This window comes from Streptomyces sp. NPDC005402, from assembly GCF_040606575.1.
In the GTDB taxonomy this organism is placed as follows: Bacteria; Actinomycetota; Actinomycetes; order Streptomycetales; family Streptomycetaceae; genus Streptomyces.
Genome location: NZ_JBEXFB010000005.1, coordinates 72,693 through 87,472 on the forward strand (window position 1 = coordinate 72,693; position 14,780 = coordinate 87,472).

Consider the following 14,780-nt stretch of genomic DNA (forward strand, 5'->3'; position numbering starts at 1 on the left):
TCCGGATGCATGCGATACGTGGCGGGCCCATCGCCCTGCTACTGGCGCTCATCGCCGTCCTGGCGGGGCCGGTGGCGCCCGCCGGGGCCGGACAGCAGACCGACGGCCACCGCCACGGGCACGGCTGGACCGGCACGTGGGCCACGGCCCCGAGCGAGCATTACGAGGTCTCGGGCATGTCCGAGGTCACGGTGCGGATGCCGGTGCGCACCAGCGTCGGCGGCTCCCGGGTACGCGTCCGGCTGTCCAACGCCTACGCCACCGAGCCGGTGACGATCGGTCACGCGACCGTGGGGCTGCGCGACAGCGGCTCCTCGGTCAAGCGGCCGTACGAGGTGCGGTTCGGCGGGAAGCGGCAGGTGACGATCCCGGCGGGCGGCACAGCGGTCAGCGACCCGGTCCGGTTCCCGCTGCCCGCAGGTGCCGACCTGGTGGTCAGCCTCTATCTGTCCGGTCAGGTCTCGCACATCACCGACCACTGGTGGGCGCAGCAGACCGTGTACTGGACGGACTACCAGGCCGGTGACCATGCCGCCGACCCCGGCGGTGACGCCTTCACCTGGACCACCACGAGCTGGCCGTTCCTCTCCGGCGTCGATGTGAGCGCGCCCGGGGCGGGGGCGGTGGTGGCGCTCGGCGACTCGATCACCGACGGGTCCTACTCGACGGCCGACACCAACCGGCGCTGGCCCGACCTGCTGTCCGCGCGGCTGAACGCCTGCCGGCCCGGCGCCGGGGTGCTCAACGCGGGCATCACCAGCAACCGGATCACCGCCGGGACCGAGACCAACCCCTCCGCGCTGGACCGCCTCGAACGGGATGTGCTGTCCCAGCCGGGGGCCAGGACCCTGATCCTCTTCGAGGGGATCAACGACCTCGGCGGGGCGAGCGCCGAGCAGATCATCGCCGGGATGAAGACCATCGCGAGCCGGGCCCACCAGCGCGGGATGCGGGTCGTCGGCGCCACGATCACCCCGTACAAGGGCTTCACCTGGGGCGGCTGGACCGAGGAGACGGAGGCCCGGCGTCTGCAGGTCAACGCGTTCGTACGGCACTCCGGCCACGTCTTCGACGACTACGCCGACTTCGACCGGGCGGTTCGCGATCCGGCGGACCCGCAGCGGCTCGGCGAGGCGTACGACTCCGGCGACCATCTGCATCCCAACGACGCCGGCATGAAGGCGTTCGCCGACTCGATCGACCTGACCTCGCTCGGCCTCGGCCGCGGCTGTTCCTGAGGAGGACCCGTAGTGCTCGGAGTTGTCGGACACCGAAGAGGACTGGCTGCCATCTTTGCTGTGCTGGCAGGGCTGCTGCTCCCGGCGGTCCCCGTGGCGCGGGCGGCACCGGCACACCAGACGGAGGCGGGAGGGGGGACGCACCGCTGGACGGGGACCTGGGCGACCGCCCAGCACGCCGCGTACGACCCGGGCACCTCCGAGGTGACCGTGCGCATCCCGGTGCGGGTGAGCGCGGGCGGGTCCAGCGTGCGCATCCGGCTCACCAACGACTTCACCACCGCGCCGGTGACGATCGGGCACGCGACGGTCGGACTGCGTGACGGCGGCAGCGCCGTCACCAAGCCGCGCGAGCTGAGCTTCGGCGGGAAGAGCGAGGTGACGATCCCGGCGGGCGGGCAGGCGGCCAGCGACCAGGTGCGGCTCACCGTGCCCGCCCTGAGCGACCTGGTGGTCAGCCTGTATTTCCCGGGCCGGCTCACCCACATCAGCCAGCACTGGATGGGCCTGCAGACCGTCTACTGGACGTCCGACGGCGGCGGCGACCACGCCGGGGACGCCGCGGGAGGCGCCTTCACGAGGACCGACTCGACCTTCCCGTTCCTGACCGGCGTCGATGTGCGGGGCGGCAACGCGGCCGGCTCGGTCGTGGCGCTCGGCGACTCCATCACCGACGGGGCGTCCTCCACGTCGAACGCCAACCGGCGCTGGCCCGACCACCTGGCCACCCGGCTGTCCACCTGCACGACTACCGCCGGAGTGCTGAACGAGGGCATCAGCGGCAACCGGATCACCGCCGGAACCAACGGCAACCCCTCGGCGCTCGAACGGCTGGAGCGGGATGTCCTGACCCAGCCGAACGCCCGCACAGTGGTCCTCTTCGAGGGTGTCAACGACCTCAGCTGGGGCGGCGCCACCGGCGACCAGGTGATCGACGGCATGAAGGAGATCGCCCGGCGCGTGCACGCCCGCGGCCTGCGGCTGATCGGCGCGACCGTCGTCCCGTACCGGGGCTGGGGCGACTGGTGGACCGAGGCCAAGGAGGCCGACCGGCAGAAGGTCAACGCGTTCGTCCGGGGCTCCGGCGGGATCCTCGACGGGTACGCCGACTTCGACCGGGCGGTACGCGACCCTGACGACCCCACCCGCTATGCCGCCGCGTTCGACTCCGGTGACCATCTGCACCCCAACGACACCGGGATGAAGGCCTTCGCCGACGCCATCGACCTCCCCGGCCTGCGCGTGGCGCGCGACTGCCCCTCGACCCGCGTCCGCCTCACCCCGTACCGGCCGAGTCTGCAGACCGGCGACCAGGGCACGAAGATCACGGCCACGCTGACCAACGACGGCCGCACGGCCGCCACCGGACTCCGCACCCGGCTGGAGCTCCCGGCCGGCTGGTCCGCCGAACCGGCGGGCGGCGCACGTCTGCGCACCCTCGGCCCCGGCAAGAGCACCACCGTCACCTGGACCGCCACCCCCGGCTCCGAAACCGCTTGGGGCATCCACCCGTTGGAGGTCCGCAGCTCCTACCGCCAAGCCGGCCGCCAACGGTTCGACACCGACGAGGTCGACGCCACGGTCACCCCGGTCCCGTCCGGTGTGCAGGCGCCGTACCGGACGACCGCCACCGCCGAAGACGCCCAATTCGCGCAGAACGGCGACCAGTTCGCGATCTGGGCGGGCGGTCAGGACCTGTCCGGCTGGAAGGACGAGAAAGCCGCGGTCTACCTGCCCGGCGCGGCACCCGCCGTCGGCTCGGTGACGGCCCGCGTCGTCGGGCAGACCGGCAGCGGGCCCTCCGCCAAGGCCGGGATCGCCGTCGCCAACGACCTGACCGCGCCCGAGAAGGGCGGCTACGCCGTGCTGACCATGTCCGCGCAGTTCGGCCTGGAGTTCCTGACCGACAGCGACGGCGACGGAAAGCTCGACACCTGGGCGGGCGGCGGCTCCTCCTACCACCCCGCCTGGCTGAAGCTCGTGCGTGACGGCACCGCGTACACGGCCTACGCCAGTGCCGACGGAACCGCCTGGCAGCAGGTCGCCGCCGCCACCGTGCCGTCCGCGAGCGGCGAAGGCGACGCGGGCCTGGTCGCGAGCGCCGTCAACCTCAACTACCCCGGCCAGACCACCACCGCGGTCTTCGACTCCTTCTCCACGACTAAGTGAGAGGCACCGAAATGGCAGTCAATCGCAGGCACTTCATGACCACGGCTGCCGCCGTAGGCGGCGCCGTGCTCCTCGCCCCGCCCGGCACCGCCCAGGCCCTCACCGGCACAGGCCTGACCGGCAACGGCATCGCCGACTACCAGCCGACCAAGGCGTCGCTCGACACCCACCCGGTGCCGCGCTGGTACAAGGACGCCAAGTTCGGCATCTTCGTGCACTGGGGCATCTACTCGGCCATCGCGGGCGCGACACCGAGAAGCGCCTCCGAGTGGTACCTGTGGTACCAGAGCACCAAGGACACCGCCGAGTGGAAGTACCACCGCGACACCTACGGCGAGAACGTCACCTACGACGACCTCATCCCGCAGTTCACCGCGCAGAACTACGACCCGGACGCGTGGGTCAGGCTGTTCGAGCAGGCGGGCGCCGAGTACTTCGCGCTGACCAGCAAGCACCACGACGGATTCGCCCTCTACCCCAGCAAGGTGACGAACCGTCACTCCGTGGCGTACGGCCCCAAGCGCGACCTCGTCGGCGAGCTGATGACGGCGGCCCGCAAGCGCGGCACCGTACGGCCGGGCCTGTACTACTCGCTCGGCGAGTTCTTCAACCCGTCGATCGGCCGGCCCATGCGCAACTTCTACACCGACAAGGAGATCCCGCTGACCGGCTACAAGCCGGTGACGGACTACGTCGGCGACTACGAGCTCAAGCAGCTGCACGAGATCATCGACCGCTACGACCCGGAACTGCTGTGGGCGGACGGACAGTGGTTCCGACCCACCGGCAACCCGCCCTGGCGCAGCGAAGAAGCCATGGCCCACTACTACAACCGGGCCAAGAACCGTAAGCAGCCCAAGGGTGTCGTGATCAACGACCGGTTCGACACCCACTTCGACTTCGCGACGTACGAGCAGCGCACCAACCCCACGATGGACCCGCAGAAGTGGGAGTGCTGCATGACCATCGGCTACTCCTGGGGCTACAACAAGCACGAGCCGGACGAGGACTACAAGACCTCCGAGTTCCTGATCCAGTTGCTCGCCGACGTGGTCAGCAAGAACGGCAATCTGCTGCTCAACATCGGCCCCAAGGCCGACGGCACCATCCCCGGCATCATGCAGGAACGCCTGCGGGACATCGGCGCCTGGCTGAAGGTCAACGGCCCCGCGATCTACGGATCCGCGCCCTGGGTGCGGGCAGAGGAGCAAGGCGGCCCGCTCGGCATCCGCTACACCGTCTCCCCCGGCAAGTTCAACATCATCGTCCTGGGGGCGCCCAACGGCACCCTCTCCCTACCCGGCGACATCCCGATCAGCGCCACCTCGCGGATCAAACTCCTCGGCACGAGCGGCAACCTGAGGTGGACCCGCCGCGACGGAAAGATCCACATCACCATCCCGTCCTCCCTGCCCAGCCGCATCGCCAACGTCTTCACCGTCGACTGGAACCGGTGAGCCGCATGGGAGTCCGCAACGCAACCGAGTTCGACACCCTGGGGCCCACGCTCACCGTCACCACCGAGCCGGCCGAGCCCGCCGGTGGCGACACGGTGACCGCCACGGCGGTCCTCACCAACGACTGTCCCTTCCCGCTCCGTAACGCCGTGCTCCATCTGATCGGCCCCGGCGCCGTCACCGCGGCGAAGACCGTACCGCTCGGCGATCTGCGGCGCGGCACGCGGACCACCCGCCGCTGGGACACGACCATGCCGGCCGACGTGGCCGGAGACGTGGCGTTCACCGCGCACCTCGTCTTCGACATCGACGGACGCAGCACCGACTCCGTACGGTCCGCGAAGACGTTCACGCTGCCCTACGTACCCAACGAGGTGCGGGATCCATTCCGCACGTTCACCACCGCCGAAGGCGCCGAATTCGCCCAGTACAGCAGCCAGTTGGTGATCTGGGCGGGCGGCCGCGACCTGTCCGGCGGCACCGACGAGAAGGGCGTCATCCACCTCCCCGGCTCCGTCACCGAGTCGAGTGTCGTGCAGGTCGAGGCGGTCGGCCTCACCGGAACCGACAACCCCACCGCGAAGTACGGCATCGCCGTCGCCAACGACCTGACCGCGCCCGAGAAGGGCGGCTACGCCGTCCTGACGATGTCGCTGCGGTACGGCCTCGAGTTCATGACCGACAGCGACGGCGACGGGCGGCTCGACACCTGGGCAGGCGGCGGCGGTTCGGCGCACCCGTCCTGGCTGCGGCTGGTCCGCTCCGGCACCACGTACACGGTGTACAGCACCACCAACCTGCTGTCCTGGACCGAGGTCGCGAGCGTCACGGTGCCCTCGGCGAGTGGGGCCATGGACGCGGGCGTGGTCGCCAGCGCGGTCAACACCAACTATCCCGGCACGACCGTCCGCGCGGTCTTCGACCGTTTCACCGTGTCCGTGGAGGAAGCATGAGCCGCTACCGCCCCGAGGAGGACTTCCTCACGCCGCCCGTCTCGCTCACCTTCCAGCCGGCCGCCCCCGGTCCCGGTGAGGCGGTGACCCTGACGGCCGAACTCACCAACACCGCACGGATCGCGCTGCACGGCACAGTGCTGTGCTTCTCCGCCGACGGCGGCACCGGCCGGACGATCCCCCTCGGCACGGTGACGCCCGGCCGGTCGGTGACCCGGACCTGGAAGACCCGGCTGTCCGACGACGCCGAGGGCACGGTCCCGCTCATCGCCCACGCGGTCTTCGACGTGCACGAGCACGGATCCGACTGCGCCCGCGCGACCTCGCTGCTCCAACTCCCCTACAGGTCACTGGCCGGCGCGTTCGACAACGCCGGGATCTCCTCCGACGACGCCACCTCCACCGCCGACATCGACGGCTCGCGCTCCAGCCTGTCCGCCGAGGCGCTCGCGTCGGTCGGCCTCACCCCCGGCGCCACGGTCACCTACGACGGAACCGCCTTCACCTGGCCGGACACCGAGCCGGGCAGCAAGGACAACGTGGTGTCGCTCGGCCAGAGCGTACGGCTGTCCGACACGGGCAGGCGGCTGGCCTTTCTCGGCACCAGCACCTGGGGCGCGGGCCAGGGCACCGGGAAGGTCCTGTACACGGACGGCACCGAGCAGGACTTCTCCGTGGACGTCCCCGACTGGTACGGGGCGTACGCCTCCGCGGCGGTCGTGCTGCCGTACCGCAATCTTCCGTCGGGCCGCGACGACAACCCGGTCAGCCTGTTCACGTTCGGTGTCGACCTACAGACAAAGGCACTGCACTCCGTCGTGCTGCCGAAGGTCGGCGAGGGCGTGGGCAGCGGCGGTGGTCCCGCCCTGCACATCTTCGCGATGACCGTCGCCTGATCCGAGCCGCGGTGCGGCCGAGCCGACCTGAGCTCGAAAGATCCGGAAAGTCCTGAGAGGAACGTCCATGACAGGCAATCAACCCCTCAGCCGCAGAGGTCTGTTGACGGGAGCGGCCGCGTTCGGCGGTGTGGTGCTGCTGTCCCCGCCGCAGGGCGCGCACGCGGCTCCGGGGCCGGTCGGCCAGGCCGCGAAGCCGTTCGACACGACCCCGGCATCGGTGGCGCTGCGCCGGCTGCTGCCCGGTCACCACCGGCAGGTCACGCTCCGCGCGCTGGCCCCCGGCGGCGCCGACCGGTTCCGCGTAACCGGCCGGGCCGGTGCGATCACCGTTCAGGGCACCAGCCCGGCGGTGCTTCTCACCGGACTGAACACCTATCTCGCGCGGGCGGCGAAGGCCGACATCTCCTGGAACGGTGAACAGCTGGACCTGCCCCGGCTGCTGCCCGCCCCCGACGGGGAGATCGCCGCGACGGCCAACGTGCCGCACCGGTTCGCCCTCAACGACACCAACGACGGCTACACCGGCCCCTACCGCGACTGGGACGCCTGGGAACGGGAACTGGACGTCCTCGCCCTGCACGGCGTCAACGAGGTCCTCGTCTACACCGGCGCCGACGCCGTCTACTACGACACCTTCCGCCAATTCGGCTACTCCGACGCGGAGTTGCGGGCGTGGATACCGGCCCCGGCTCATCAGCCGTGGTGGCTGCTGCAGAACATGTCGGGGTTCGGCGGCCCGGTGTCCCGGCGGCTCATCGAGAAGCGCGCCGACCTCGCCGCGAAGATCACCGACCGGCTGCGGGACCTGGGCATGACCCCGGTGCTGCCCGGCTACTTCGGGACCGTGCCCGACGGGTTCGTGGCGAGGAACGGCGGAGACGCGCGGGTCGTGCCCCAGGGCGACTGGGGCGCCTTCAAGCGACCCGACTGGCTCGATCCGCGCACGACGGCGTTCGCGGAGGTCGCCGCCGCCTTCTACCGTGCCCAGTCGGATCGCTTCGGCGACAGCTCGATGTACAAGATGGACCTGCTGCACGAAGGCGGAAACCCCGGCGACGTACCCGTGGGAGAGGCCGCGAAGGCCGTGGAGGCGGCGCTGCGCACGGCCCACCCCGGCGCCGTCTGGGCCATCCTCGGCTGGCAGAACAACCCCAGCAAGGACATCCTCGACGCCGTCGACAAGTCCGGGATGTTCGTCGTCGACGGCCTCTCCGACCGCTACACCACGGTCACCGACCGGGAGAGCGACTGGGGCGGCACCCCCTACGCGTTCGGCAGCATCTGGAACTTCGGCGGCCACACCCCGATGGGCGCCAACGCCCCCGACTGGGTGGAGCAGTACCCGAAGTGGCGGGACAAGGCTGACAGCGCCCTGGCCGGTATCGCCGCCATGCCGGAGGGCGCCGACAACAATCACGCCGCGCTGGCTCTGCTCACCGACCTGGCCTGGACACCCGGCACGATCGACCTCGACGACTGGTTCGCCTCGTACGCCGTGTCCCGGTACGGCGCCGAGGACCCGCACGCCCTCGCCGCCTGGCAGACCCTCCGCGACACGGCGTACGGCATGACCCGCGCCGACGCCTGGAGCGAGGCACCCGACGGCCTGTTCGGGGCTCGCCCTAGCCTGGGCGCGAACAAGGCCGCGGCATGGGGACCGGAGGCGGACCGCTACGACACCACCGTCTTCGACCGAGCACTGACCGAACTCCTGCACGTGGCACCCGCGTTGCGCGAAAGCTCGGCCTACCGGTACGACCTGGCCGACGTGGCCCGGCAGGTGCTGTCCAACCGCAGCCGGATGCTGCTGCCGCAGATCAAGGCCGCCTACGACACGGCCGACCGCGCCCGCTTCGACGAGCTCACCGGCATCTGGCTGGACTGGATGAAGCTCATGGACAAGGTGCTGGCCACCAGCGGGCAGCACCTGCTCGGCCGGTGGCTGGCCGACGCCCGCTCCTGGGGCGGCACGAGGGCCGAGAAGGACCAACTGGAGTACGACGCACGGTCGATCATCACCACTTGGGGCGGCCGGGCCAGCAGCGAGGAAGGACTGCACGACTACGCCAACCGGGAGTGGTCCGGGCTGGTCGGCGGCCTCTATCTGACCCGCTGGAAGACGTACTTCCAGGAACTGTCCCGGGCTTTGAAGGAGAATCGCGCGCCGAAGGCGATCGACTGGTTCGTGTTGGAGGACAACTGGGCGCACCGGCACGACACTTACCCGACGAAGACCACCGGTGACGTCCACAAGCTGGCGCGGCGGGTCCACGACACCCTGGCCGCCGACCCGCACCAGGCCACCCTCACCGCTTCCTCCCCCAAGGGCGCGGTGACGGAGGGCGGCGCCGTCACCGTCACGGTGGCCTTCACCAACCGCAACGGGTTCGCGCCGGCCACCACGGTGACACTGTCCGTCCAGGCGCCCAAGGGGATGACCGCCAAGCCGGTCGGCGCGGTGACCGCGGCCTCGGTCGCACCGGGCCGGACGTTCTCGGCGGACTTCGAGCTGACGCTCACGGGTACGGTCACCGACCTGGTGACCCGTGTCCCGGCCACCGCCACCTACCGCAGCGGCGCTTCGGCGGGCTCGCCCAGGGGGACGGCCGCGGCGTCTGTGCGGCTCATGGCGGCGACAGGAGTGCGGGACCCGTACCGGACCGTGAGCTTCAACGACGCCGTCTTCGGCCAGTTGGGCACGGCGCTGGCCATCGAGGGCGCGGGCGCCGACCTGTGGGCGGGCACCAACCAGTTCGGTGCCATCCACCGCGCGGGCGCGTTCGGGGCCGCCTCCACCGCCACGGTGAAGGTCGTCTCGCAGGACAGCACCGGCGGCTGGGCCCGCGCCGGACTGATCGTGCGTAACGACCTGTCGGCCGACGGCTCGCCCGGGTACGTCAACCTGGCCGTGACGCCGTCCAATGGTTGCGTGCTGTCGTGGGACTCCGGCCAGGACGGGGCATTCGACTCGATCAAAATGGCCGGCTCTTTCACCGCACCCGTGTTCCTGCGCCTGACCCGCGCCGGCTCCGCCTACACGGGCGAGGCCAGCACCGACGGCACGACGTGGACCACTATCGGCACGGCCACGCCGGGCGGCGCCGCCGGCACCCAGGACGTGGGGGTCTTCATGACGGCCGCGAACGGCTGGACCAGCGCCCGTGGAATCGCGGAGTTCCAGGACTTCACGGTCTCATGACGGCGGGCCTGATCCCGTCCCCCCGATGTCCGTCGTCGCGACGACGGTCGTCGGGGGCTCGTCGAGGGTCATTCGTCGTTCACCCACCGCATGAGCCGTTGCAGCGGGTAGAAGCCGTCGTGGGAGAGCCCTGGTGGCATACCGCCCGCCCGGCCGAGGGAGACCACGCGTTGGACCCCGGCGCAGGCGAGGGCGTCGCGCAGGTCAGCCTTGCGGGCGTCGGGGTACACGCCGACCGTCTGGGTGGCGACACCGGCGTGCGCGACGGCGTCGGACAGCGTGGCGACCGGGACGACGTTGACTATCTTTCCGTCGGGGTGGAAGTCCACCGGTTCGGGTGAGCGGATGACCAGGCCGCTGCCGTCGTATCCGCCCCACACCCGGTAGTCGGGCGCGAGGGAACGCAGTACGTCGATCTCCTCGCGGAGTTCACCGCTGACCCGCGGGCCGTCGGCCGAGCTGAACTCCCTTGCTATTCCCAGGCGTTCGCACAGCAGGGCGGCGTAGCGGTCGGCGTCCTCCGGCGAGCCCTCGACGAACTGGAAGCGACTGGCCACGCAGGCCTGCTGGTTGAAGAACGTCGCGTCCGCGGCGCCCACGTCGGCGGCGTGCGCCAGGGCCTCGTCCGACGCGAAGGCCTCCCGGCCGATCAGTGAGATGGACGTCTTGGGGTCGAAGGAGACGAGCTCGAATCCCGGGCCGACGTACTTCAACGCGCCGCGGATGGTGGCTTCCCCGCCCCAGGCGACGAGCTTGTCGAAGAACTGCGGCCGGAAGAGCACGCTCTCCACCGCCTGATCGCCGCCGCGCCAGTACACCGCGGAGAACGAGCGCACCACGGGGTGGCCGGGTGCCACGGCGGCCATGGTGCGCAGGATGGCGGTCGCCGTGAACAGGTCGTTGGAGGGCAGTTTGAGGAGGTTGACGCCCTTGGTGAGGGCGCCGCGTACGACGGACATCGCCGCGACGCCGGGGGCGTTGCCGGCGATGATGTGCACGAGGCGTGGCGGGAAGGCTCGTGTGGCCGCGATCCGGTTCTCGGGCAGCCGTACCTCGCGCCAGCCGTCGAGCACGTCCGCCCCGCCGAGCTCGTGGTCGATCTGGGCGTACAGATGGGGGCGTTGGAAGCTGCGCCACAGCACGGCGTAGGCGCGCCGGAGCACCTCGGCGGGGAGCGTGCTGACGCGGACCATGCGGTCCAGGGCTTCGGCGAGGAGGCCGTTCCGGTCCGCCTTCAGGGCCTCGCCCGTCTCCACCAGCAGGTCCACGATCTCGGCGGTGGGTACGTGGAAGGCCGGTCCGGGTTCGGTGCGGGGCCACACCAGGCGGTCCAGGTCGAGTGCCGGTGCGGTGAAGGCGGCTCCCGGGCGGCCGTGTTCGGCACGGGGGCCGTCGTCGACCTCACCGCGCAGGACGTGGACGACCGCCACCCGCTCTGCCACGTTGCTGTCGTGGGTCGTCGTGCTCATCCGTGGATCATCCCCCGCACATAGGAGTCGAGGGTCGCCGCGCAGGTGATCTTGTCGTCGCCGCCGAGGTCGCCGTAGCGCTGGATGTCCGGCAGGACGGCCGGTCCCGGTCGGCCGCAGCCGCACGCGGAGAAGTCGACGAAGACCCGGTCGCCGCTGATCAGTCCGCCCCAGCGGCCTTCGAGGGAGACGTCCAGGAAGGCGAACCGGCCCTGGACGACGCCGTGTTCGGGATTGAGCAGGGTTTCGCCCTCCTGGTCGAGGACCAGCGGGATCACCCACGGCGGCACGTGGTAGTTGCCCTTCTCGCAGGCGAGGCAGGAGCCCTGGAGCTCCGTCATGCCGTAGCTGCGGACCCGCCGGACACCGTCGTAGAAGGCGGCGAGCTGCTGTTGGTAGTCGTCCGGCAGGGCGCGGCCCTTGTTGCCGCCGCCGCTGAGCACCAGGGTCTCGGGGTGGAGGCTGCCGTCCGGGACACCGCGGGCCCGCAGGGCTTGGATCAGGGTGAACTGCTGGTTGTTCATCCCGGCGATCAGCAGCGGCTCGTGGCGGTGCTCCCAGATGTCGTCGACGATGCGGGTCACGGCCGCGTCGAGTTCCTGCTCCCGGGCGGCCGAGACGCTCTCGAAGGAGCTGATCTCCTGAGGGGTCGCGGTGCCCTCCGCCATCCGCCGGCGCAGCAGGGCGCTGCTCATCAGCTCGGAGACCCGCAGCGGGTCCTCGGTCAGCAGACGGGTCTCGCCGGGGAGCGCGAAGACCTCCGCGTGCCAGCGGAAGCCGTCGATGGAGCGCATCGGGCCGCTGGCCGGTGCGAGGAGGTAGCCGTGGCGGGTGGGTTTGGGCGGGAGCGGGTCGGGCCAGCAGGTGAGGTTCTCCAGGATGTCGTGCAGGAAACTCAGGTCGCTCTGGGAGCAGTTGAGGAAGGAGACCTTTCCGGAGGTGCCGCTGGTGATGTACGGGCGGTGGCCGGCTGCCGTGATGCGTTCGGTCCACTCGTCGATGTCGCGTACGCCGTCGACGTCGACGTCGACGTCCGCCGGTTCGAGCGCCGAGACGGTGGTGTACCAGCGCAGCAGCCGGTCCCAGCGGCCGGCGGTGATGAGGGAGACGGGGTACGACTTGTAGCTGGTGTGGGAGAAGAGGAGGGGTACGAGGTCGGCCAGGGCCGTGACCTCGCGTACGTCGGTCTCCTCGGCCCGGGTCCGCAGCAGGGGGATGCGCTCGCGGTGGGCGGCGAAGGCCTCCCGTGCCGCTTCGAGCTGCAACTCCCTCATGGTGGCGGCGGGTTGCTCGAAGGTGTCGCCGGACAGGGCCAGGGATCGGATCTGCTCGCGTGCGCTTGCCACAGCATCTACCTCAATCAGTTGCGTACGTGGTCTTCTCGGCGAGGTACGACGACTCGATCGCGGCCAGGTTTCCGCGCAGTTCCTCCGGGGTGCCGGTCATGGTGACGCGGCCGCGGTGCAGGACGTAGACGCGGTCCGCGATGTCCAGAACCTTGCGCACATGCTGTTCGACCAGCAAGGCGCCCAGGCCGCGGTCGGCCGCCTCGCGCACGGCGCGCAGCAGGCGGTCGACCACCAACGGGGCAAGGCCCAGGGACAGTTCGTCGGCGAGAAGCAGTCTGGGGGCCCGGCACAGGGCGCGCGCCAGCGACAGCATCTGCTGTTCGCCGCCCGAGAGCATGCCCGCGCCGGTCCTCAGGCGTTTTTCCAGTTCGGGGAAGAGTTCCAGGGCCTGCTCGGTCGTCACCCGGCCGACCCGTAGGTTGTCCGCGGTGTCGAGGCGGGTGAGGACCGCCCGCTCGCCGACGTACGCCAGGCCCTGGCGGGCACGGCGGTGCAGCGGAGTGCGGGCGGAGTCGCCCAGCCAGCGCACCTCGCCGCCCATCGGGGCCATCTCGCCCGACAGCACCCGCAGTGTGGTGGTCTTGCCCGCGCCGTTCGGTCCGAGGAGGGCGACGACCTCGCCGGGGCGGACCTCGATGTCGAGGTCGCGCAGGACGGGTTGGTTGCCGTATCCGGCGGACAGGGCGCGGGCTTCGATGAGGGGCTCGGTGTCGTGCACGGACGTTCCCCTTCGGTCAGCCGGCCGGGATGGCCGTGAGGACCTTGCGGACGTCGACGAAGGTCGACCCCGCCTTCGCCCACTCGATCTTGCCGTCGCGGATGGTCAGTTCGGTGGCGGTGGTGTTGTGGATGCGATTCAGCCCCTTGATCGGCAGGGCGGTCGAGGCCTTCCAGTTCAGTGCGGGGGTCAGGCCGCCGGTGTCGATGCCCGAGGTGGTGTTCAGCTCCTGGACGAGGGTCTTCGCCGAGATCGAGGGCAGCTTGCCGGCTGCCTCGGTGAGGACCTTGAAGGCCACCCAGGTCGTCTCGTTGGCGCCGTTGGTGACGTCGATGTCCTTGTCGCCCTTGGTGGCCGCGAGGAAGTCCTTCCAGGCCGGGTCGGAGGTCGGCGGGAAGTACCCTGTGATCGCGGCGCCTTCCAGCGGGCTGCCGCTTCCGCCGGTGCTCGCGGCCAGCTGCGGGGTGAGGTTGCCGACGACGCTGCCGAGCTTCGTCTTCGCACCGGACTGGATGTACGACTTCACGAACAGGCCCGAGGCGGTGCCCAGGATGACGCTCACGCAGTCACTGCCCTTGGTGGCGGCGACCTGCGGGGCGAGGTCGGTGGCGGTGAGCGGCACCTTGAGGTCCTTGGGCGGGGCCCCGCCCGCCGAGACCGCGCCGAGGGTGAGGAACTGCGAGACGATGGCGGCGGCCGCCAGGTCGTACCGGACGCCGGAGATCTTCTTGCAGCCGTCCTGCACCAGCTGCCGGCCGTGGGCCGCGAACACCACCGGGGTGCCGCCGTTGACCGGGAACGACAGCGGGTTGGAGAACTCGGCCGCGGAGACCCCGGTGCCGCCGATGTAGGGGATGCCGGCCTTCTGCAGGATGGGCATGTAGCGGTCGCCCGCGAGGCTGTACGACCCCACCACCGCGACCACCTTCTCGGCCACGGCCTGCTGGGCACACTTCTCGGCCTCGTCGGGGTCGTTCTTCTCGTTGCAGGTCAGCACCTTCAGCGGGCCGCCCTTGATCCCGCCGTTGGCGTTGATCCACTTCTCGTAGGCCTGGGCGGTGAGCCGGACCCCGGGCTGGGCGCTGCCCTGGGTGTCCTCCGGGTTCCAGACCATCACCTTGACCGGGGTGCCCTTCAGGGAGGAGGTCTCGGCCGAACTGCCGGACGCCTCTCCCCCGCAGCCGGCGGCGAGCAGTGCTCCGGTCACCGCGAGACAGGTCGCTGCTGCGGTTCTGCGTCGGCGTGAGTCGTTCATGGTCCCTCCGCGGGGCTCGTCATCGAGATGGCGAACAGCATGGGGTGCGTTTTCTGGTTAGTGAAGTACTCTCG

At 70.6% G+C, this 14,780-nt stretch carries 10 protein-coding genes; 6 read left to right on the forward strand and 4 right to left on the reverse strand.

The window, feature by feature from the left end; genetic code table 11:
- Positions 1-5 precede the first annotated feature (5 nt).
- From ABZT02_RS11055 to ABZT02_RS11080, 6 genes are all read left to right on the forward strand, one after another.
- The gene (locus tag ABZT02_RS11055; protein WP_356016432.1) at positions 6-1,238 is read left to right on the forward strand and encodes an SGNH/GDSL hydrolase family protein; all 1,233 of its coding nucleotides are present in this window, start codon (positions 6-8) and stop codon (positions 1,236-1,238) included.
- A gap of 60 nt (positions 1,239-1,298) precedes the next feature.
- On the forward strand, positions 1,299-3,407 hold the full coding sequence (locus ABZT02_RS11060) for a GDSL-type esterase/lipase family protein (protein WP_356016434.1): 2,109 nt from the start codon (positions 1,299-1,301) through the stop codon (positions 3,405-3,407).
- 11 nt (positions 3,408-3,418) lie between these two features.
- Entirely contained in the window at positions 3,419-4,864 is a 1,446-nt protein-coding gene (locus ABZT02_RS11065; protein WP_356016436.1) for an alpha-L-fucosidase, read from the forward strand.
- A gap of 5 nt (positions 4,865-4,869) precedes the next feature.
- Positions 4,870-5,817, forward strand: a complete 948-nt coding sequence (locus ABZT02_RS11070; protein WP_356017104.1) for a hypothetical protein — start codon at positions 4,870-4,872, stop codon at positions 5,815-5,817.
- The gene (locus ABZT02_RS11075) at positions 5,814-6,713 is read left to right on the forward strand and encodes a beta-glucosidase (protein ID WP_356016438.1); all 900 of its coding nucleotides are present in this window, start codon (positions 5,814-5,816) and stop codon (positions 6,711-6,713) included. The genes ABZT02_RS11070 and ABZT02_RS11075 overlap by 4 nt, the downstream gene beginning before the upstream one ends.
- 67 nt (positions 6,714-6,780) lie before the next feature.
- Positions 6,781-9,915, forward strand: coding sequence for an alpha-N-acetylglucosaminidase TIM-barrel domain-containing protein (locus ABZT02_RS11080; RefSeq protein WP_356016440.1), 3,135 nt, complete (start codon positions 6,781-6,783; stop codon positions 9,913-9,915).
- A 68-nt stretch (positions 9,916-9,983) separates the two neighbouring features.
- Here ABZT02_RS11080 and ABZT02_RS11085 read toward each other — a convergent pair whose 3' ends face one another.
- The 4 genes from ABZT02_RS11085 to ABZT02_RS11100 are packed head-to-tail and all read right to left on the reverse strand — an operon-like array spanning position 9,984 to position 14,706.
- A complete protein-coding gene (locus ABZT02_RS11085; protein ID WP_356016442.1) occupies positions 9,984-11,384 on the reverse strand; it encodes an acyl-CoA reductase in 1,401 nt (466 codons plus the stop codon).
- The gene (locus tag ABZT02_RS11090) at positions 11,381-12,730 is read right to left on the reverse strand and encodes a hypothetical protein (RefSeq protein WP_356016444.1); all 1,350 of its coding nucleotides are present in this window, start codon (positions 12,728-12,730) and stop codon (positions 11,381-11,383) included. Before ABZT02_RS11090 ends, ABZT02_RS11085 begins: the two co-directional genes overlap by 4 nt.
- Positions 12,731-12,740: 10 nt before the next feature.
- Positions 12,741-13,451 (reverse strand): ABC transporter ATP-binding protein, encoded by a 711-nt coding sequence (locus tag ABZT02_RS11095; protein ID WP_356016445.1) that lies wholly within the window; start codon positions 13,449-13,451, stop codon positions 12,741-12,743.
- A 16-nt stretch (positions 13,452-13,467) separates the two neighbouring features.
- A complete protein-coding gene (locus ABZT02_RS11100; RefSeq protein ID WP_356016447.1) occupies positions 13,468-14,706 on the reverse strand; it encodes an ABC transporter substrate-binding protein in 1,239 nt (412 codons plus the stop codon).
- Positions 14,707-14,780 lie beyond the last annotated feature (74 nt).